Source organism: Methylobacterium sp. 391_Methyba4, assembly GCF_029691625.1.
Classification (GTDB): Bacteria; Pseudomonadota; Alphaproteobacteria; order Rhizobiales; family Beijerinckiaceae; genus Methylobacterium; species Methylobacterium fujisawaense.
The window spans coordinates 263,208-282,073 of the sequence record NZ_CP121475.1 but is presented as its reverse complement, the minus strand read 5'-3'; the positions used below and the strand labels follow the sequence as shown (position 1 = coordinate 282,073).

General features: G+C 69.4%; 16 protein-coding genes. 12 read left to right on the top strand and 4 right to left on the bottom strand.

The features are described 5' to 3' along the window. The first annotated feature begins 109 nt into the window (after positions 1-109). Together P9K36_RS01430 and P9K36_RS01425 are read left to right on the top strand one after the other, a co-directional pair. Positions 110-823: a substrate-binding domain-containing protein gene (locus tag P9K36_RS01430; RefSeq protein WP_236961653.1), complete on the top strand. Its 714-nt coding sequence runs from the start codon at positions 110-112 to the stop codon at positions 821-823. Then, positions 820-3,681: an EAL domain-containing protein gene (locus tag P9K36_RS01425; RefSeq protein ID WP_043755129.1), complete on the top strand. Its 2,862-nt coding sequence runs from the start codon at positions 820-822 to the stop codon at positions 3,679-3,681. Before P9K36_RS01430 ends, P9K36_RS01425 begins: the two co-directional genes overlap by 4 nt. A 75-nt stretch (positions 3,682-3,756) precedes the next feature. Here P9K36_RS01425 and P9K36_RS01420 read toward each other — a convergent pair whose 3' ends face one another. The 4 genes from P9K36_RS01420 to P9K36_RS01405 all read right to left on the bottom strand — a co-directional run bounded on the left by P9K36_RS01420 (position 3,757) and on the right by P9K36_RS01405 (position 8,824). Beyond that, complete coding sequence (locus tag P9K36_RS01420; protein ID WP_236961654.1) at positions 3,757-4,143, bottom strand: DUF1203 domain-containing protein; 387 nt, start codon at positions 4,141-4,143, stop codon at positions 3,757-3,759. A 245-nt stretch (positions 4,144-4,388) separates the two neighbouring features. Next, positions 4,389-5,444, bottom strand: coding sequence for an adenylate/guanylate cyclase domain-containing protein (locus P9K36_RS01415; protein ID WP_043755123.1), 1,056 nt, complete (start codon positions 5,442-5,444; stop codon positions 4,389-4,391). Between the two features lie 46 nt (positions 5,445-5,490). Continuing rightward, positions 5,491-5,850: a response regulator gene (locus tag P9K36_RS01410; RefSeq protein WP_043382175.1), complete on the bottom strand. Its 360-nt coding sequence runs from the start codon at positions 5,848-5,850 to the stop codon at positions 5,491-5,493. Between the two features lie 49 nt (positions 5,851-5,899). Continuing rightward, on the bottom strand, positions 5,900-8,824 hold the full coding sequence (locus P9K36_RS01405; RefSeq protein ID WP_043755121.1) for a response regulator: 2,925 nt from the start codon (positions 8,822-8,824) through the stop codon (positions 5,900-5,902). Positions 8,825-9,150: 326 nt separating this feature from the next. On the opposite strand from P9K36_RS01405, the gene P9K36_RS01400 reads away from it, so the two are divergent. The 10 genes from P9K36_RS01400 to P9K36_RS01355 all read left to right on the top strand — a co-directional run bounded on the left by P9K36_RS01400 (position 9,151) and on the right by P9K36_RS01355 (position 18,828). Continuing rightward, on the top strand, positions 9,151-9,360 hold the full coding sequence (locus P9K36_RS01400; protein WP_043755118.1) for a hypothetical protein: 210 nt from the start codon (positions 9,151-9,153) through the stop codon (positions 9,358-9,360). Between the two features lie 405 nt (positions 9,361-9,765). Then, complete coding sequence (locus P9K36_RS01395; protein ID WP_164706328.1) at positions 9,766-9,906, top strand: hypothetical protein; 141 nt, start codon at positions 9,766-9,768, stop codon at positions 9,904-9,906. Between the two features lie 363 nt (positions 9,907-10,269). Further along, positions 10,270-10,416 carry a hypothetical protein gene (locus tag P9K36_RS01390; protein WP_158498429.1) on the top strand — a complete coding sequence of 49 codons (147 nt, stop codon included), beginning with the start codon at positions 10,270-10,272 and terminating at the stop codon, positions 10,414-10,416. An 11-nt stretch (positions 10,417-10,427) separates the two neighbouring features. Next, a complete protein-coding gene (locus tag P9K36_RS01385; protein ID WP_020091582.1) occupies positions 10,428-10,517 on the top strand; it encodes a K(+)-transporting ATPase subunit F in 90 nt (29 codons plus the stop codon). Between the two features lie 22 nt (positions 10,518-10,539). Continuing rightward, positions 10,540-12,255: a potassium-transporting ATPase subunit KdpA gene (gene kdpA, locus P9K36_RS01380; RefSeq protein WP_043354149.1), complete on the top strand. Its 1,716-nt coding sequence runs from the start codon at positions 10,540-10,542 to the stop codon at positions 12,253-12,255. A 1-nt stretch (position 12,256) separates the two neighbouring features. Further along, complete coding sequence (locus tag P9K36_RS01375) at positions 12,257-12,454, top strand: hypothetical protein (RefSeq protein WP_043354148.1); 198 nt, start codon at positions 12,257-12,259, stop codon at positions 12,452-12,454. Between the two features lie 56 nt (positions 12,455-12,510). After that, positions 12,511-14,601 (top strand): potassium-transporting ATPase subunit KdpB, encoded by a 2,091-nt coding sequence (gene kdpB / locus P9K36_RS01370; RefSeq protein WP_043755116.1) that lies wholly within the window; start codon positions 12,511-12,513, stop codon positions 14,599-14,601. Between the two features lie 22 nt (positions 14,602-14,623). Further along, positions 14,624-15,229, top strand: coding sequence for a K(+)-transporting ATPase subunit C (locus P9K36_RS01365; RefSeq protein ID WP_043755115.1), 606 nt, complete (start codon positions 14,624-14,626; stop codon positions 15,227-15,229). A gap of 156 nt (positions 15,230-15,385) precedes the next feature. Further along, positions 15,386-18,103, top strand: coding sequence for a sensor histidine kinase KdpD (locus P9K36_RS01360; protein ID WP_043755114.1), 2,718 nt, complete (start codon positions 15,386-15,388; stop codon positions 18,101-18,103). Next, positions 18,100-18,828: a response regulator transcription factor gene (locus P9K36_RS01355; RefSeq protein ID WP_043356449.1), complete on the top strand. Its 729-nt coding sequence runs from the start codon at positions 18,100-18,102 to the stop codon at positions 18,826-18,828. The genes P9K36_RS01360 and P9K36_RS01355 overlap by 4 nt, the downstream gene beginning before the upstream one ends. Positions 18,829-18,866 lie beyond the last annotated feature (38 nt).

Genomic DNA, 18,866 nt, shown 5'->3' with positions numbered 1-18,866 from the left:
GCATTCTGCGGCAATGGGCCCCATATTCGCGAACGTTCGAAGCGCTACCGCGCTCGCCATTCTCCTCCTGACCGCGTCGACCGGCGTCCGGGCGGAGGATCTCCCGATCGTGGGTACGGGCGACGGGATCGAGATGCTCCAGGCCGTCGCCGATTCCTACAATGCGGAGCATGGCCAAGCCCGCGTCTCGGTTCCCCCGAGCATTGGCTCCGGGGGGGCCGTGGCGAGCGTGGGCGGTGAGCGCCAGAAGCTCGGGCGGGTCGCGCGTCCGCTCACCGAGACGGAGAAGGCGCAGGGCCTCGTGGAGGTGCCGCTCATCCGAATTCCGTCGGCCATCTTCGTTCATCGCGGTGTCGGCGTGGCGACGTTGACGAGCGCGCAGGTGGCCGCGGTCTTCTCGGGCGGGATCGACAACTGGAGTGCCCTCGGCGGGCCCGATCTGAAGATCCGGGTGGTCCGCCGCGAGGAGACCGACAGCACGCTGTCGGTGCTCCGGGCGACCATGCCGGGCTGGCGTGATCTCGTCCTGACCAGCCGCTCGAAGACCGCGACCACCACGCAGGACGCGATCGCGACCGTTCGGGATACGCCCGGCGCCATCGGATTCGGCCCTTTCTCTCCGAATCTGGCAAGCGATTTCACGGTTCTGTCGATCGACGGCAGGGCGCCGCGTGACCCGGGCTATCCCAGCGCGGTGACCTTGGCGCTCATCTACAAGACCGCCACGAAAGACGCGGAGGCGTCGGCGTTCCTCGCCTTCGCCACGTCGGATCGCGCCGGGCAGCTGATGGCGGAGCGGGGCGGCGCCCCGCTCAAGCCGTGACGGGCACCGTCTTCTCGCGATCCCTGCGCGCGCGCCTCGTCGGTGCGACGCTCTCGACGGCCGCGATCGCACTCGCGGCTCTCGTTTTCCTCGTGGTTCTCCGCTCCGAGCAGACGTTGCGCGAACAGGCGCAGGAAGTCACGACCTGGTCCGAAACCCAGCTCTCCGATCGCCTCCTGAGCGATGCCAAGCTCGCCGCGGCCCGGCTCGCGATGCAGCGCGAGGATGTCGAGCGCCGCTTCGCCACCATGGCAAAGCGCTGGGATGTGGTGAAGGCTGTGTTCTCCGGCAACACGGTGGCGGCGTCGGAGCTCATGCGGCCCGCCCTCGCCCTGGCGGATGTCGACGGGGCGATCGCCTTCGACGTCAACCTGCGCGCCCTCACCGCCGACCGCGTCGATGCGGATCTCCTCGCCGCCAATGCGGCCTTCGGGACGACGGCCGTCGCCACCGCGTTGCGCGCCGTGATCGCCGGGAACGACCGGGAGCACGCAAATGGGTTTGTGCTGACCCTGCGCTGGGACGAGGGCCTCGCGAAGGCGCTCGCCGCCGAAGAGTCCGGTGCGGTCGCCGATGTCTTCGGCCAGCCGCTGTTCGACGAGTTCGGCGACGTGATCGGCGGACTGGTCGGTTATCGCGTCCTGCGACCGCACGAGCCGACCCTGACCGCCTTCGCATCGCTGAGCGGACGCGACGTGCTGATCCTGTCGGGGCAAAGCCTCCTCTCCTCGGCCGGTGCCGACGTCGCCGACGCGCGGCTCGGCGACATCTCGGGCGCGGATCTGCACGCCGTCGTCGGGGCCGAGAAGGTCGCGCGCTGCCTTCCTCAGCCTCCGGATCTCCGTCTCTGCGTCGCGGCGCCGCTGCGTGAGTTGCAGCAGCTCACCGGAAAGGTCGTCGGCATCGGCGAGGAGAGTTCCCGCTCGCTCCTCAGGACGCTCAGCGTCGTCGCGGGCCTGACCCTATGCCTTGTCGCCCTGGTCCTGCTCATCCTGTCCAGCCGGATCACCCGTCCGCTGGTGCGCATCACGCAGACGGTGTCCGAGGTGGCGCGCGGGAACTGGCACGTCAGCGTGCCCGATATCGACCGCGCGGACGAGGTCGGCGACATCGCCCGCGCCGTCGTCGTGCTCGAACATTCCCTGTCGGAGCGGGATCAGCTGCGCGACGACGTCTTCCGGCAGAACACGATCCTGACGGAGCGCGAGCGGCAGCTGCAGGAGCAGAACGAGCGATTCGATGCGGCCCTGAACAACATGTCCCAGGGCCTGTGCATGTTCGGCGCCCATGGTCGCCTCAAAGTGTTCAACGCGCAGTTCTGCCGGATCTACAATATCGCTCCGGATGCGCTCGAAGCCGAACCGACGCATGCGGATGTCCGCCAGCTGGCCGGTCTTGCGGATTGGTCGGGTCCGGAGAGCCGCCCGCACCGGCGGTCTCTGACCAGGACGCTCGCGGACGAGCGATGCGTCGAGATCACCGTCGAGCCCATGGCGGACGGCGGCTGGGTGGAAACGCATGAGGACGTCACCGCGAGCGTGACGGCCCAAGCCCGGATCGCCCATCTCGCGACCCACGACGCCCTGACGGGTCTCTCCAACCGCGCCCTGCTTGCGGATCGCTTGGCCGCGGCCTTGGCAGGCCATGCGCATGACGGCCGGGCGGTGACCGTGATCTGCCTCGACCTCGACGACTTCAAGGGGATCAACGACACCCTGGGCCACCCGGCAGGCGACGAGTTGCTCCGGCAGGTCGGTCGACGGCTGACCATGCTCTGCCCGCCCGGCGGCACCGTCGCGCGGCTCGGCGGTGACGAATTCGCCGTGGTCCTCTCGGAGGCGGATTTACCGGCCGGCGTTCTCGCGCTGGCGGACGAGGTCCTCACCCAGCTCAGGCGGCCGTTCATCCTCGCCGGACAGTTCGTGTCCGTCGATGCGAGTCTCGGACTCGCGGTCTCCGCGGCGGACGATGCCGACGGCGACGATCTCCTGCGTCGCGCCGACGTCGCCCTCTATGCCGCCAAGGCTGACGGTGGCCGGCGCGTCCGCGTCTTCGAGCCGGAAATGGAGGAACGCCAGAATCAGCGACGCTGGCTCGAACGGGAGTTGCGGCTGGCGATCGGGACCGACCAGATCGCGCTGCATTATCAGCCGCTGTTCGATCTGGCGACGAACGCGGTGACCAGTTTCGAGGCTCTGGCCCGCTGGCATCACCCGGAGCGGGGCATGATCTCGCCCGGGGAGTTCATTCCGGTCGCCGAGGCGACCGGGCTGATCGACGCCCTCGGCGCTTACGTCCTGCAAAAGGCCTGCGCGGACGCGATGGGGTGGCCGGGCAAGCAGCGTGTCGCCGTCAACATCTCGCCGATCCAGTTCCGCGAAGGCAATATCGACCGGTTCGTCGAGGAGGTTCTGCGCACGACCCGACTGCCGAGCCAGCGGCTCGAACTCGAGATCACCGAATCCGTGATCCTGAGCCAGGATCAGGCGAGCTTCGATATGCTGACCCGCCTGCGTCGCCTGGGCGTGCGGTTCTCGATGGACGATTTCGGGACCGGCTACTCGTCCCTGAGCTCGCTGAACACCTTCCGCTTCGACAAGATCAAGCTGGATCAGTCATTCGTGCGGAATCTCTTGGAGAAGGACGAGGCGGCTGCCATCGTCCACGTCGTTGCCGAACTCGGTCGCAGCCTGAAGATCACCACGACGGCCGAGGGCGTCGAGACGCCGGAACAGCTTGCCCGGCTGCGGGCGAGCGGATTCTCGGAGGTTCAGGGCTATCTGCTGAGCCGGCCGATCCCGGCGGCCGACGTACCCGACTTCATCAACACGCAGAACGCGTTGAACGCCGCGGCCTGAAGGCGCCCTGTGTCTGACGGCCCTCAGCGCTCGGGCGGTTCGCGCGCGCAACGGGGCGATATGGCCCGCTCCGGCTCAGTCCGTCACCCGTTCCACCCGCGACAGCAGACAGCCGGGCCGGGCGGTGTGGATGTTGACGAAGAGTGTCCGCGGGTCGTCGAGGGCGCGTCGAAGCGGCTCCGCGACATCGCCGCCTGGGCAGACCTGTCCGAGATCGTACAGACAGAGGTGACCGGCGTCGTAGGCCCGAACGGAGACGAGCGGATTCGCACGAACGATGGGCGCGACCGCGTCGACCGTTTCCGTATACGGGCACTCCCTCTCATGCAGGAAGATCGGGCTCGGGGTCCAGTAGATGCCGAGCGGCTGCAGGAGATCGTAGGATCCCAGCAGCATGCTCTCACCGGCTTTTGCAAGTTTGAGACAATGTCGGCAGGGAAATTGACCGCTCGCCGTCGCCATGATCCGCCGGATCGGGTTGCCCCGGTCATCGAAGCCCGTGCGACGGAAGCGGTCCGCCGTCGCCGTCTCGATCGGAACACATCGAAACCTGGTCATCTCTCTTCCTCCGCCACCTGCCGTACGGCGCGTCGCAGAGGTGCCGCATCCCGCTTCTTGCTGTGCAATCAGGTCCGCCGAGCAGGTCCCGTGTGGACGATCGGTGAAGGCCCGTGTGCCAGACGGCGACGCGGGCATCCGCGCGCGCTTCAGGCGGGATCCGGATCGCCCGCGTCGAGCGCGTGGCGATAGACTTCGACCGCGCCCTTGCCCTTGAGCGTCACCGCGCCGATCGGCCGGACGCTCCGCCGGTCGGGCAGGCGCAGAAACGCCGCGTGCGACAGATGCAGCGCGGTTCCCTCGCCGAGGCCCGACAGGCGCGCCGCGACGTTGACCGTGTCGCCCCAGAGATCGAACGTGAACTTCGTCCGGCCCACGATCCCACCGACCACCGGCCCGATATGGAGTCCACCGCGGATCCGCCAGCCGGGCTCTCCGGCCGCCGCGACCGCCACCATGTCGGCGGCACATCGGATCGCGGCCGTGACCGGATCGGCATGTTCCCGCAGCAGGTTCGCCGTTGCCATGAAGGCATCGCCGATGGTCTTGATGTTCTCGAGACCCCGCGCCTGCGCGACGACCTCGAACGCTTCGGCCAGGCGCTGGATCTCCGCGACGACGACGTCCGGTGTCTGACCATGGCACCAGGTCGTGAAACCGACGAGGTCGACGAACAGGACGGCGACGTCGCCGAACAGGCGCGGCTTGACCTGTCCGGTCTCCATCAGTTCCGACACGGCCGAGACCGGCAGGATGGCATGAAGCAGTTCGTCGGCCCGCTTGCGCTCACGCTCGATCGTTCGCAGGTGTGCAATCTCGCGATCATGGGCGCGCTTCCGCTCCAGGCACGAGCGGATGCGAGCTTCCAGGATCACCGGCTCGAAGGGCTTCGGGAGGTAGTCGAAGGCGCCGAGTTCGATGCATCGGACGATGCTGCCGATCTCCATCAGCGCGGAGATCATCACCACCGGCGTGTGGCGCCATGCCTCGTGGGCCTTCATCCGTTCGAGCACGGCATAGCCGTCGAGAGCCGGCATCATCACGTCGAGGAGGACGAGGTCGAACGGCTCCTCGCTCAGCCGGTCGAGGGCGGCTCGTCCGTTGGCCGCACGGACGCTCGTGTGGCCCAGGATTTCCAGTTCCTGTTCCAGCAGGTCGAGGTTGAAGGGCTCATCGTCGACGATGAGGATGCGGGCTGGCTCCACAGGTTCCTCTCCCTCCGGCGCGAGACTGCGGCCGGATCGGCCGGGCTCAATCGAGCCAGTGCCGCAACTTGACGAACAACAGGTCTTCGTCGACGGGCTTGGTCATGAAGTCGTCGCAGCCGGCCGCTCGCGCCCGATCCTCGTCGCCCGTCATCGCGTTGGCGGTGATCGCCACCACCGGGATGGCGGCGGTGGACGCGTTGGCCTTGATGCGGCGTGTCGCCTCCCAGCCGTCGACGAGCGGCAGCGACAGATCCATGAGGATGAGGTCGGGCCGGTGGGCGATCGCCATCTCGACCCCGGCGGCGCCGTCGACCGCGATGACAAGCTCGTACGTGTCCTCGAGCAATTGAGTCAGCAGATCACGATTGAGTTCGACATCCTCGACGATAAGTATTCGCTTCATGCGTTGATCCCCGAGGGAGCGGACCGGCGCGCAGGGCGTAGCCGACGGCTCATCGGCCACCGTCGGCCGCCTCGAGCTCCAGGACCGGCAGCACGCGCCGCACCTCGCGGACCAGGGCGGCGCGGTCGAGACCGCTCTTGTCGATCAGCCCGAGCACCCGCTCCCGCAGCATGTCGCGCTCCGCCGTATCCAGGGATGCGGCCGTCAGGACCACGACGGGGATCGTCCGGCCGACCGGATCGGCCTGGAGGGCGTCCAGGAAGGCGAGGCCGTCCATCCGCGGCATCAGCAGGTCGAGCAGGATGACGCTCGGGCGGGCCTGAGCGATACGCTCCAGGCCGGCCGCCCCGTCCGCCACCCAATCGACGGTGCATTGCTCCGCGTTGAGCAGCTGGCGCACGAGGTCGGGAACATTGGGATCGTCGTCGATCACGAGGATGCGCTCGTTGTCGGGGGCGATCCGCGCGAGGGCGCCGATCAGGGCCTCCCGCTCGAACGGCTTCACGATGTAGTCGGTCGCTCCGAGGCGGAAGCCCAGCTCCTTCTGGTCGACGATCGAGATCAGCACGACCGGGATGTCCCGCGTCAGCGGATCGGTCTTCAGCGCGTGCAGCACCTGCCAGCCGTCGGTGCCGGGCATCATGATGTCGAGGGTGATGGCGCGCGGTTGCAGCTCCCGCGCCTTGAGCAACCCGTCCTGGCCGCTCGACGCGCCGATGACCGTGTAGCCGGCATCGGCGAGGTTCTCCTGCAGCAGGTAGACGACGTTGGGATCGTCGTCGATCGCGAGCACGAGCTTGGCGCCCGACCGGGACACCGGCGTTACCGGGAGCGCCGGCCTCGGACTCGGCGGTCCCTCGGCGGCGCCGGCGATCCGCATCGGGATGCTGAGGGTGAAGGTCGACCCCGCCCCTTCCCGGCTCTCGACGCCGATCTTTCCGCCGAGCAGCCGGGCGAGCCGGTGGCTGATCGCCAGACCGAGGCCTGTGCCGCTGTGGGAGCGCGTGGCGCTGTTGTCGACCTGATGGAACTCCTCGAAGATCGCATTCAGCGCGTCGGCGGGAATGCCGATGCCGGTGTCGATCACGGCGAATTCGACACTCTCGCCAACCGGACGGACGCGCAGCGTCACCGATCCGGCCTCGGTGAACTTGATGGCGTTGCTGAGCAGGTTGATAAGGATCTGCCGCAGCTTCTCCTCGTCGGTCCGGAGGGTCGCGGGCGTATCCCGGATGTCCCGAACGAGCTGCACGCCCTCGTTCTTGACGAGGGGCTCGACCGTCCTGAGGCAGAGGTCGAGGACCGGCTCCAGCGTGAAGTCGGACGGTTTCACCTCCATCCGTCCCGCTTCGACCTTGGCGAGATCGAGGATGCTGTTGATCAGCGAGAGAAGGTGTTCTGAACTCGCCAGGATCTTCTCGAGATTCTCGAACTGCTTCACCGGCAGGGCGTCCTTCGCCCGGCGCATCACCAGCCGGGTGAAGCCGATGATCGCATTGAGCGGCGTGCGCAATTCATGGCTCATATTGGCCAGGAAGCTGCTCTTGGCGCGGCTGGCTTCCTCGGCCGCCTCCTTGGCCTGCCGCAGACGTTCCTCGGCCTGCTTGCGCTCGATCACCCGACCCAGCTGCGCGCCGATATTGCTCATCACCCGCAGCAGCGACGCGTCCGGCGGCGATGCATCGCGGGCGAAGAATTCCAGCACCGCCACCACCTCGCGCCCGACCGTCACGGGAAAGCCGAAGCCCGCCCGGATCCCGTCTTGCGCGGCCGCCGGGGCGCGGGGATCTCCGGCCAGCGTCGGATCGCCGAGGGTCCATTCGGGAGCCCCGGAGAGCAAGACGCGACCGGCGAGGCCCGTTCCCGGACCGAGCGGCGTCCCGGCCGTCGCCGCGCGCAACCGGGCGAACCATTCTGGCGTGTCGCAATGCCAGATCCCCGTCGGCAGGAGGGCCCGGCTTCCGTCATCGGCGCGGGTGTAGGCGTGGCCGAGGGGCCAGCCGGCATGGTGGGCGACGCGTTCCAGACAGAAGCGCAGGGCCTCCGCCACCGTCGGCGCCTCGTTGGCGGCTGCGGCCGCCGCCTGGAGCAGCTCGACGAAGGCGGTCTGCTTCTGAAGCGCCAGCTCGGCTTCCTTGCGCTCCGTGATGTCGCTCCACGACTCGACCACCTCGACGGGCCGACCGTTCGGATCGCGCAGGAGGCGCTGCTCGTCCCGGACCCAGCGATAGGTGCCGTTCGCGTGCAGGAACCGGTATTCGATGACGTTGTGACCCTGATCGAGCAGATGCGGGAATTCGCCGAGGACGCGCTCCCGGTCTTCGGGGTGCAGCCGCTCCAGCCAGAATTCCGGTCCGGCCAGATAATCGCCGGGCTCGTAGCCGAGGAGATCGCGTACATTCTCGCTGATGAAGGTCGGCGCGTTGCGGCCGCCCACCTCGAAACTGCAGATCATCGACGGTGACGCGGTCAGCAGGTAGGTCAGCCGGCCCTGCGTCGCCCGGAGCGCCTGCTCGGCACGCTTGATCTCGGTCACGTCGGTGTAGACGGCAACGACGCCGCCGTCGTTGATCTTGCGCTCGCTGACCTGAACCCAGCGGCCATCGACGCGCTGCTGGAGGAGCGGCCCGCGCGGTGCGCGATAACGGGCGATCCGCTCCCCCAGCCACGCCTCGACCGTCGTGCCGTCTGCGCGCACGATGCAGGTCTCGGCGACGGCTCGGGCGATGGCCACGAACGTCACGCCCGGGACGATGATCGCCGACAGGCCGGGATGGAAATTCTGGAAGTGCCGGTTGCAGAAGACGAGGCGGTCGTCCGAATCGAACAGCGCGAACCCCTCGGAGCTGCTCTCGATAGCCTCGATGAGCTTGTGCCTGGCGACGCCGTCCTCGGGCGATCCGGCTGTCCGGATCGCGGCCCCCAGCGCATCCGCAGACGTCTCGAACGGGGACCCGGCCGGCGTGTGAGACATGGCTCGGACCACCCTGACAACGACGCTTCGAGGGCGCCGCGGCTTGCCGCGTGAGGCCGGACACACGCGTTGTCCGAAGCCTGGCTATTCATTATTCGACACCGTTACATGGTCCAATTGTCGGATCAAGCGGCGTCAGAACTGCTGTCGCGTTGCGGTGAACGATGTGCCCACAGGTGTGGCAACTCGAAACAGACCGTCGATTTCAGCCGGTCCGTCACGGCCGCCGATCATCCGTGCCCGCCCCGGACGCATCGGTGCCATGTCTGGGCGAGGCGTCGCGTCGCGTCAGGTACAGTGTATCTTCCGTGAAAACGGAGGAAATAATGGCCTACAAGATCACTTTTCGTAAGGGAAAGCGCGAGAGCTTTACCAAGCTCTGGCCGTGCGACCTTGAGGCGGCGACGGCCTACGCGCTGGCGCAACTGCCCATCCAGCATCGGGAGAAGGGTGCGACGTCGGTGAGCGTGATCTGCGAGCGGACCGGCGACGTCGTGTTCAGTTCGACCGAGCAGCCCGAGACCGAACCGGCATAGGGCCGGTCGCGAGGCGGACGATGCAGAGGTCGGCGTCAGCTTCGATGCGGATGTCCGGCCGCGGGCGCGGACGAGCCGCACCGGGAAGGGCCGAATCATGACTTCAGACGCATCCCGGCCGCAGGGGCCGACGGTTACGTCTTCCGCATGCGCCGACCTGGAAGTCGGCCCGTACAGCTCGCCGCCCTGCTTCCTGCACGAACTCGATCCGAGCTTCCTCGGTCTTGCCACGGCGCTGGCGGCACAGCCGCAGACCACGGCCGCCGACGACGGGACGCCTGACCTCGCAGTCGCTCGCGATCCTGATGACATCCCTACGCCGGATGCTCTGCAGCCGTCTTGGATCCTCACGGCCGACGGGGACGTGATCGCGCCACCGGGCACATGCCCGGATGGAGCTCCCCCATGCAGATCCTTCGCCATATCCTCGCCGAATGTCGGGCCGACCGCGTCTTCGCGCTGATGATCGTCACGCTCGGCGCTTGGTCGGCCATCTCGGTCCTGCTGCTGGCTCTGAACATCCCCGAACCCTTCACCGCTCGATGAGCGCCGCGGTTACGGCGCTCGGTCCGGACGACCAGCCCTCCGGAGCGCCGTCCTGTCCCGCACCCGGGCGGTCGCCGCAGATTGGCTTGGCCGCGCCCTGCGCCTGCCCCATCGTACCCGTCGCCGGGCGCTGCCACGCTTGTGGGTTGATCTATGGCGGCATTCGCGGCGAGGCCGCGGGCGTGATCCGGCTGGATCGGGCGCTGTGGCGTGCGCTCTGCCCCGGCGCCGCGCGGCTGACGATGCCGGCAGCCTGCGGCGCGTTGCGTGCGAGCTTCGTCGGACGCGCACGATCCTAACGCGACCCTTATAAGTTCCGCCCCGGTCCTCGCTCGAACCCTAACGCGGTTCGAGGCGACACTGATGGTCGGCCAAGGCCGGGTGCGGAACCTCCGCGGCCGGTCCGCCGAACCGGACCTGACCCCCATGCTCGACATCGTCTTCCTCGCCGGAGCGCTCGCCTTCTTCGCCGCCGCCGCCGGCTACGCGGCCGCCTGCGATCGGCTCTGAGAGAGTCCGCCATGACCCTCGACCTCGCCCTCGGCGCCTGCGTGACCGCCGGCCTCCTCGTCTACCTCACCTACGCCCTCGTCCGCCCCGAGCGGTTCTGAGCGGCCCTGACGGATCTCCCCCATGAACCTCAACGGCTGGATCCAGATCGCGCTCTACTGCGCGGTCGTTCTGGCGCTCGTGAAGCCCCTCGGATCGTACATGACCCGGGTCTTCACCGGAGAGCGCACCCTCCTCTCACCCGTGCTCGGCCCCGTCGAGCGCGGGCTCTACCGCGTGTCCGGCATCGATGCCCGCCAGGAGCAGCACTGGCTGGCCTATACGGGCGCGGTCATCCTGTTCCACGTGCTGGGCTTTGCGGTGCTGTACGCGATCCTGCGGCTGCAGGCGGTGCTGCCGCTCAATCCGGCCGATCAGACCGCGGTGGCGCCGGATCTCGCGTTCAACACGTCGACCAGCTTCATCACCAACACCAACTGGCAGTCCTACGGCGGCGAGACCACGCTCTCGTACCTCTCCCAGATGCTGGGGCTGACGCACCAGAACTTCCTGTCGGCGGCGACCGGCATCGCGGTGGCGGTGGCGCTGATCCGCGGGTTCGCCCGCGCCTCGTCGGGCACGATCGGCTCGTTCTGGGTCGATGTGACCCGCGCCACCCTCTACGTGCTTCTGCCGATCTGCGTGCCCTACACGCTGTTCCTCGTCTGGCAGGGCATGCCGCAGACGCTCGGCGCCTACGTCGACGCCACGACCCTGGAGGGCGCGCACCAGACCCTCGCGCTCGGACCGGTGGCGAGCCAGGTGGCGATCAAGATGCTCGGGACCAATGGCGGCGGCTTCTTCAACGCCAACGCCGCGCACCCGTTCGAGAACCCCACCGCCCTGTCGAACTTCGTCCAGATGGTCTCGATCTTCGTGATCGGCGCCGCGCTGACCAACGTCTTCGGCCGCATGGTCGGCGACGAGCGCCAGGGCTGGGCGATCCTCGGCGCCATGGGGATCCTGTTCCTCGCGGGCGTCCTCGTCACCTATTGGGCCGAGGCCCACGGCAGCGCCGTCCTGAACAGCTTCGGGCTGACCGGCGGCAACATGGAGGGCAAGGAGACCCGCTTCGGCATCGCCGCCTCGGCGCTGTTCGCGGTGATCACCACGGCGGCCTCCTGCGGCGCCGTCAACGCCATGCACGACTCGTTCACGGCGCTTGGCGGCCTGATCCCGCTGCTCAACATGCAGCTCGGCGAGATCATCATCGGCGGCGTCGGCGCCGGCCTCTACGGCATGCTGATCTTCGTGATCGTGGCGATCTTCGTGGCGGGCCTGATGGTCGGCCGCACCCCCGAATACCTCGGCAAGAAGATCGAGGCGAAGGAGGTGAAGATGGCCATGCTCGGCATCCTCTGCCTGCCGCTGATGATGCTGGGCTTCACCGCCCTGGCGACGGTGGTGCCGGCGGGCCTCGCCGGCCCGGCCAATGCCGGTCCGCACGGCTTCTCGGAGATCCTCTACGCCTACACGTCGGCGGCGGCCAACAACGGCTCGGCCTTCGGCGGGCTGACGGCCAACACGCTGTTCTACAACAGCACCCTGGCCATCGGCATGCTGGTCGGCCGGTTCTTCGTGAAGATCCCGGTCCTGGCCATCGCGGGCTCGCTCGCCGCCAAGAAGACGGTCCCGGCCTCGGCGGGCACGTTCCCGACCCATGGCGGCCTGTTCGTCGGGCTGCTGGTCGGCGTGATCCTGATCATCGGCGGCCTGACCTTCTTCCCCTCGCTGGCCCTCGGCCCCGTGGTCGAGCACCTCGCGGGCGCGGCCGGCCAGACCTTCGCGACGGGGGGCTGAGATGCCCCGCGCCCTCCCCGCCCGGCGCGTCGCGCGCCACCACCTCGTGCTGCACCGGCAGCCCCACCGGCGCGATCGCGCCGGTGCCCCGCCCCTGCGGACGTCGGACCTCGTCCTGGCGCTCCTCGGCGTCGTCCTGCTCGGCGGCTTCGCCCTCCTGGCCGCCTACGCACTGACGGCCGGCAGGCTGGCCCTCTGATCCCAAAAGCGCCCGGCGCGCCGCGCCGGGCTCCCCACCCCTTCCGGACATCTTCCATGTCGCGTCAGACATCATCCCTGTTCAGTGCCGCCCTGATCGGGCCGGCCCTCATCGGCTCCGTCAGGAAGCTCGATCCCCGCGCCATGATCCGCAACCCGGTCATGTTCGTGGTCGAGGTCGTGGCGGCGCTCACCACGGTCCTGTTCGCCCGCGACCTCGTCACCGGCGGCAACGACCTGGCCTTCTCCGGCCAGATCATCCTCTGGCTGTGGTTCACCCTGATCTTCGCCAACTTCGCCGAGGCCCTCGCGGAGGGGCGCGGCAAGGCCCAGGCCGACAGCCTGCGGCGCACCCGCACCGAGATGACGGCCAAGCGCCTCAAGGGGGCGGGCCGGGCCTACGAGACGGTGCCGGGCACCGCTCTCAAGGTCGGCGACGTCGTCCTGGTCGAGGCAGGCGACCTGATCCCCTCCGACGGCGAGGTGATCGAGGGCGTCGCCTCCGTGAACGAGGCCGCCATCACGGGCGAATCCGCCCCGGTGATCCGCGAATCCGGCGGCGACCGCTCGGCGGTGACCGGCGGCACGCAGGTTCTCTCGGACGAGATCAAGGTCCGCATCACCGCGGCGGCCGGCTCGACCTTCGTCGACCGGATGATCGCCCTGGTGGAGGGCGCCTCGCGGCAGAAGACGCCGAACGAGATCGCCCTGAACATCTTGCTCGCCGGGCTCACCATCGTGTTCGTCTTCGCGGTGGCCTCGATCCCGAGCTTCGCGAGCTACGCGGGCGGTTCGATCCCCGTGATCGTCCTCGTCGCCCTGTTCGTCACGCTGATCCCCACGACGATCGGCGCGCTGCTCTCGGCGATCGGCATCGCCGGCATGGACCGGCTGGTGCGCTTCAACGTCCTCGCCATGTCGGGCCGCGCCGTCGAGGCGGCGGGCGACGTCGACACCCTGCTCCTCGACAAGACCGGCACGATCACGCTCGGCAACCGGCAGGCCACCGAGTTCCGCCCGGTCTCCGGCGTGAGCGCGCAGGAGCTCGCCGACGCGGCGCAGCTCGCCTCCCTGGCGGACGAGACGCCGGAGGGCCGCTCGATCGTCGTGCTGGCCAAGGAGAAGTACGGTATCCGCGCCCGCGACATGGCGGGTCTCAACGCCACCTTCGTGCCGTTCACCGCGCAGTCGCGCATGTCGGGCGTCGATCTGGAGAGCGCCTCGATCCGCAAGGGCGCGGTCGACGCCGTGATCGCGTCCCTGTCCGGCCAGCCCGTGGCGAGCCGGGGCTCGAACGCCGCCCTCGCCTTCCAGCCGGCTCCGGAGACGGGTGCCGTCAAGGAGATCCGCGCCATCGCGGAGGAGATCGCCAAGGCCGGCGGCACGCCCCTCGCGGTCGCGCAGGACGGGCGGCTGCTCGGCGTCGTCTACCTGAAGGACATTGTGAAGGGCGGCATTCGCGAGCGCTTCGCGGAGCTGCGCCAGATGGGCATCCGCACGGTGATGATCACCGGCGACAACCCGATGACTGCGGCCGCCATCGCGGCGGAGGCCGGCGTCGACGATTTCCTCGCCCAAGCCACCCCGGAGGACAAACTCGCGCTGATCCGCAAGGAGCAGGCGGACGGCAAGCTCGTCGCCATGTGCGGCGACGGCACCAACGACGCCCCCGCCCTCGCCCAGGCCGATGTCGGCGTCGCGATGAACACCGGGACCGTGGCGGCCCGCGAGGCCGGCAACATGGTCGATCTCGACAGCGACCCGACCAAGCTCATCGAGATCGTCGGCATCGGCAAGCAATTGCTGATGACCCGCGGCGCGCTGACGACCTTCTCGATCGCCAACGACGTCGCCAAGTACTTCGCCATCATCCCGGCGATGTTCCTGGGCCTCTATCCGCAGCTCCAGGCGCTCAACATCATGGGCCTCGCCTCGCCGCAGAGCGCGATCCTGTCGGCGATCATCTTCAACGCGCTGATCATCGTGGCGCTGATCCCGCTGGCCCTGCGCGGCGTCACCTACCGGGCCGTCGGCGCGGCCGCTCTGCTGCGCCGGAACCTCCTGATCTACGGGCTCGGCGGCGTCCTCGTGCCCTTCGTCGGCATCAAGGCCATCGACCTCGCCGTCAGCGCCCTCCACCTCGTCTGAACCGGTCCTTCGGAGACCCGCCATGCTGAAACAGCTTCGCCCCGCCCTGGTCCTGCTCACCGCCCTGACCGCGATCACCGGCCTCGCCTACCCCCTCGCGATGACCGGCCTCGCCGGCGCCATCTTCCCCGCCAAGGCCGCCGGCAGCCTGATCGAGCGCGACGGCACCGTCATCGGATCCAGCCTGATCGGCCAGACCTTCACCGGCGCCAGCTACTTCCACGGCCGGCCCTCCGCAACGACGGCGCCGGACCCCGCCGACGCCTCCAAGACGGTGCCGGCGCCCTACAACGCGGCCAATTCCTCGGGCTCGAATCTCGGCCCGACCAGCGCGGCGCTGGCGGAGCGGGTGAAGACCGATGTCGACGCGCTGAAGGCCGAGAATCCGAGCGTCCCGGTGCCCGTCGATCTCGTGACGACAAGCGGCTCCGGCCTCGATCCGGACATCTCGCCCGAGGCCGCCTACTTCCAGGTTCCCCGCGTCGCAAAGGCGCGCAACATCCCGGAGGACAAGCTGCGCGACCTCGTGACCGCCCGAATCGAGGGGCGCACCCTGGGCATCCTGGGTGAGCCGCGCGTCAACGTCCTGGCGCTGAACCTCGCCGTCGACGATCTCGCCCGTCGGTGATGGACACGTCCGATCCCCGCCCGCATCCTGAAGAGCCGCGTCAGCGGCCCCGACGGGGATGGCCGGGGATCGCGCATCCGGCCGGAGCACCGCGAGGCCACCGGCTGAGGGCGAGGACCGGATGGCCCGAGACAGACTGCTCCTGAGACGAGGTTCATGCCCGAGACCACCCGCGACCCGACCCGCCCCTCGCCCGACGCCCTGCTCGAAGCGGCGCGCCGGGAGGAGCGGACGCGCGGGCGGCTCAAGGTGTTTCTCGGGGCCGCCCCGGGGGTCGGCAAGACCTACGAGATGCTGACCATCGGCCGGGCCCGGCTGAAGGCTGGGATCGACGTCGTGATCGGCGTGGTCGAGACGCACGGCCGGGCCGAGACCGAGGCCCTGCTCGACGGCTTCGAGACGATCCCCCGCCGGTCGGTGCCGTATCACGGCACCGTCCTTCAGGAGATGGACCTCGACGCCCTCCTCGCCCGCCGGCCGGCGCTGGCGCTGGTCGACGAGCTGGCCCACACCAATGCCCCGGGCTCGCGCCACCCGAAACGGTACCAGGATGTCGAGGAGCTTCTCGATGCCGGCATCGACGTTCTGACGACGCTCAACATCCAGCACGTCGAGAGCCTCAACGACGTGGTCGCCTCGATCACCCGTATCCGGGTGCGCGAGACGGTGCCGGACGGCGTCCTCGACCGCGCCGACGACATCGAGGTGGTGGACCTCAACCCCGACGACCTCATCCAGCGCCTGAAGGACGGCAACGTCTACGTCCCGACCCACGCCGAGCGGGCCCTGAAGCACTACTTCTCCCGCGGCAACCTGACGGCGCTCCGCGAGCTGGCGCTGCGGCGCACCGCCGACCGGGTGGACGACGAGCTGCTCGGCCACATGCGGGCCAACGCCATCGCCGGCCCCTGGGCGGCGGGCGAGCGCGTGCTGGTCTGCGTGAACGAGGACCCCCGCTCCGCAGGCCTCGTGCGCTACGCCAAGCGCCTCGCCGACCGCCTGCATGCGCCCTGGACGGCGCTCTCGATCGAGGGGGCCCGCGCGGCGACCTTGAGCGAGGCCGAGCGCGACCGGATCGCCGAAGCGTTGCGGATCGCCGACCGGCTCGGCGGCGATGCCGTCACTCTCCCGGGCGGCCGCCGGATCGCCGACGACGTGCTCGACTACGCCCGGTCCGCCAACGTCAATCACATCGTGGTCGGCAAGGCGAACCGGTCATGGCTGTTCGAGCTGCTCAACGGCTCCGTGGTGCACGATCTCGTGCGGGGCAGCGGCGCCATCAGCGTGCACGTGGTCCCCGGCGAGGCCGTTCCGGATACGACGCAGCCGCGCCGCCCCGTCGCGGTCGCCCCGTCGCGGTCGGGCTTCGAGGCGCGGCCCTACGCGGTCGCGCTGTCGGCCGTCGCCGCGGGGCTCGGCGCCGCCATCCTCGCTCAGCCCTATGCCGGCGTCGAGAACGCCGACCTCTTCCTTCTGACCGCCATCGTCGCGGTGGCGGTGCGCTGGGGGCTCGGGCCGGCGCTCGCCGCGGTGGTGGCGGCCTCGCTCGCCTACAACTTCTTCTTCCTGCCGCCGGTCTACACGCTCACCATCGCCGACCCGACCAATGTCGCGGCCTTCCTGCTCTTCACCCTGGTGGCGGTGCTGGTCTCGAACCTCGCCTCCCGCGCCCGCCGCGTGGCGGTGGTCAGCCAGGGCCGCGCCCGGGCCACCGAGCGGCTGTTCGGGTTCTCGCGGAAGCTCGCCGCCTGCGGCACCCTGGACGACGTGCTCTGGGCCACCTGCGCCCAGGTCGCCGCGATGCTGAAGGTCCGCGTCGTCCTGCTGCTGCCCGACGGTCAGGCCGTCACGGTCCGGGCCGGCTACCCGCCCGAGGACATGCTGGACGAGGCCGATCTGGCGGCGGCGCAATGGGCCTTCGACAACGACCGGCCGGCGGGCCGCGGGGCCGACACGCTGCCGGGGGCCAAGCGGCTGTTTCTGCCGATGCGGACCGGGCGCGGCACGATCGGGGTGATCGGCCTCGATTCCGACGGCACCGGACCGATCCTGTCGCCAGAGGGCCGCCGCCTCCTCGACGCCCTGGCCGACATGGGCGCCCTCGCCATCGAGCGGGTCCGGCTCGTGGAGGATCTGGACCGGGCCGAGCGCGCCGCCGAGACCGACCGCCTGCGCCAAGCGCTGCTCACCTCGATCAGCCACGACCTGCGCACGCCCCTCGCGTCGGTGCTCGGCGCGGCCAGCACGCTGCGCGACCTCGAATCCGCGCTTCCGGCAGACGCGAAGGCGGAGCTGCTGGCGACGATCATCGAGGAATCAGAGCGGCTCAATCGCTTCATCGCAAACCTCCTCGACATGACCCGGCTGGAGGCGGGCGCGGTGGCACCGAACCTTTCGGCGCAGGACGTGGCCGAGACCGTCGACACGGCCCTGCGCCGCACCCAGAAGATCCTCGCCGCGCATCGCGTCGCCGTGGAGGTGGAGCCCGACCTGCCGGCCCTGGCGCTCGACCCCGTCCTGTTCGAACAGGTTCTGGTCAATCTCCTGGACAACGCCGCCAAATACGCGCCCGAGGGCTCGACCGTCACCCTGCAGGTCCGCCGCGCCGACGACCGGGTCCGGATCGCCGTGCTGGACGAAGGAGACGGCCTGCCCGAGGCGGATGTCGAGCGGGTGTTCGACAAGTTCTACCGCGTCCGGAAGGGCGATCGGGTCAGGGCCGGCACCGGGCTGGGGCTCGCCATTTCCCGGGGCTTCGTCGAGGCGATGGGCGGCACGGTCACGGCCGGAAATCGCCGGGACCGGAGCGGGGCCTGCTTCACCATCAGCCTTCCCGTGCCCGCCCGAACTGCGCCCAAGGACATCGCCGCATGAGCCCCACGGTCCTGGTGGTCGACGACGAGCCGCCGATCCGCAAGCTCCTGCGCATGGGCCTCGCCACGCAGGGCTACGCCGTCCTGGAGGCGCCCGACGCCCGGACCGCCCTGGCGCTGCTCGGGCGCGAGGGGGTGGACCTCGTGATCCTCGACCTCGGCCTGCCCGACATGCGCGGCCACGATCTGTTGCGGGCGGTCCGGGCGAGTCATCCCGATCTGCCCGTCGTCGTGCTGTCGAGCCGCGACGACGAGGGCGGCAAGGTCGAGGCACTGGATCTCGGCGCCAACGATTATGTGACCAAGCCCTTCGGCATGGCGGAGCTGCTGGCCCGCCTGCGGGCCGCCATGCGCCACCAGCTCGCCGCGCGGGGCGAGCGGCCGATCTTCCGCGTCGACAACCTCTCGGTCGATCTCGTCCGCCGGATCGTGAAGGTCGACGAGGCCGAGGTGAAGCTGACCCCGCGGGAATACGACTTCCTGCGCGTCCTGGTGCTGCATGCCGGCAAGGTGCTGACCCACGCGCAGCTCATGCGCTCGGTCCCGTCCTCGTCCGATCCGCAATATCTGCGCGTCTACGTGCGCCAGCTCCGCCAGAAGCTGGAGGCCGATCCCGAACGGCCGCGCCTCCTGCTGACCGAGACCGGCGTCGGCTACCGCCTGCGCGCGCCCGACGACGAGCCGGTCCCGCATCCCCGCGCCGCCGACGGCGCCGCGACCCACTGATCTCGAGGATAGCCCGATGCGTCCCTGCGCCCGCGATT

Excerpts from the sequence above, each read along its gene's own strand:
- P9K36_RS01400 (WP_043755118.1), top strand. The coding sequence starts at position 9,151 with ATGGCCTACAAGATCACTTTTCGTAAGGGAAAGCGCGAGAGCTTTACC.
- P9K36_RS01375 (WP_043354148.1), top strand. The coding sequence starts at position 12,257 with ATGCCCCGCGCCCTCCCCGCCCGGCGCGTCGCGCGCCACCACCTCGTG.
- P9K36_RS01390 (WP_158498429.1), top strand. The coding sequence starts at position 10,270 with ATGGTCGGCCAAGGCCGGGTGCGGAACCTCCGCGGCCGGTCCGCCGAA.
- P9K36_RS01360 (WP_043755114.1), top strand. The coding sequence starts at position 15,386 with ATGCCCGAGACCACCCGCGACCCGACCCGCCCCTCGCCCGACGCCCTG.
- P9K36_RS01420 (WP_236961654.1), bottom strand. The coding sequence starts at position 4,143 with ATGGCGACGGCGAGCGGTCAATTTCCCTGCCGACATTGTCTCAAACTT.
- P9K36_RS01385 (WP_020091582.1), top strand. The coding sequence starts at position 10,428 with ATGACCCTCGACCTCGCCCTCGGCGCCTGCGTGACCGCCGGCCTCCTC.
- P9K36_RS01395 (WP_164706328.1), top strand. The coding sequence starts at position 9,766 with ATGCAGATCCTTCGCCATATCCTCGCCGAATGTCGGGCCGACCGCGTC.
- kdpB (WP_043755116.1), top strand. The coding sequence starts at position 12,511 with ATGTCGCGTCAGACATCATCCCTGTTCAGTGCCGCCCTGATCGGGCCG.
- kdpA (WP_043354149.1), top strand. The coding sequence starts at position 10,540 with ATGAACCTCAACGGCTGGATCCAGATCGCGCTCTACTGCGCGGTCGTT.
- P9K36_RS01355 (WP_043356449.1), top strand. The coding sequence starts at position 18,100 with ATGAGCCCCACGGTCCTGGTGGTCGACGACGAGCCGCCGATCCGCAAG.
- P9K36_RS01410 (WP_043382175.1), bottom strand. The coding sequence starts at position 5,850 with ATGAAGCGAATACTTATCGTCGAGGATGTCGAACTCAATCGTGATCTG.
- P9K36_RS01365 (WP_043755115.1), top strand. The coding sequence starts at position 14,624 with ATGCTGAAACAGCTTCGCCCCGCCCTGGTCCTGCTCACCGCCCTGACC.
- P9K36_RS01405 (WP_043755121.1), bottom strand. The coding sequence starts at position 8,824 with ATGTCTCACACGCCGGCCGGGTCCCCGTTCGAGACGTCTGCGGATGCG.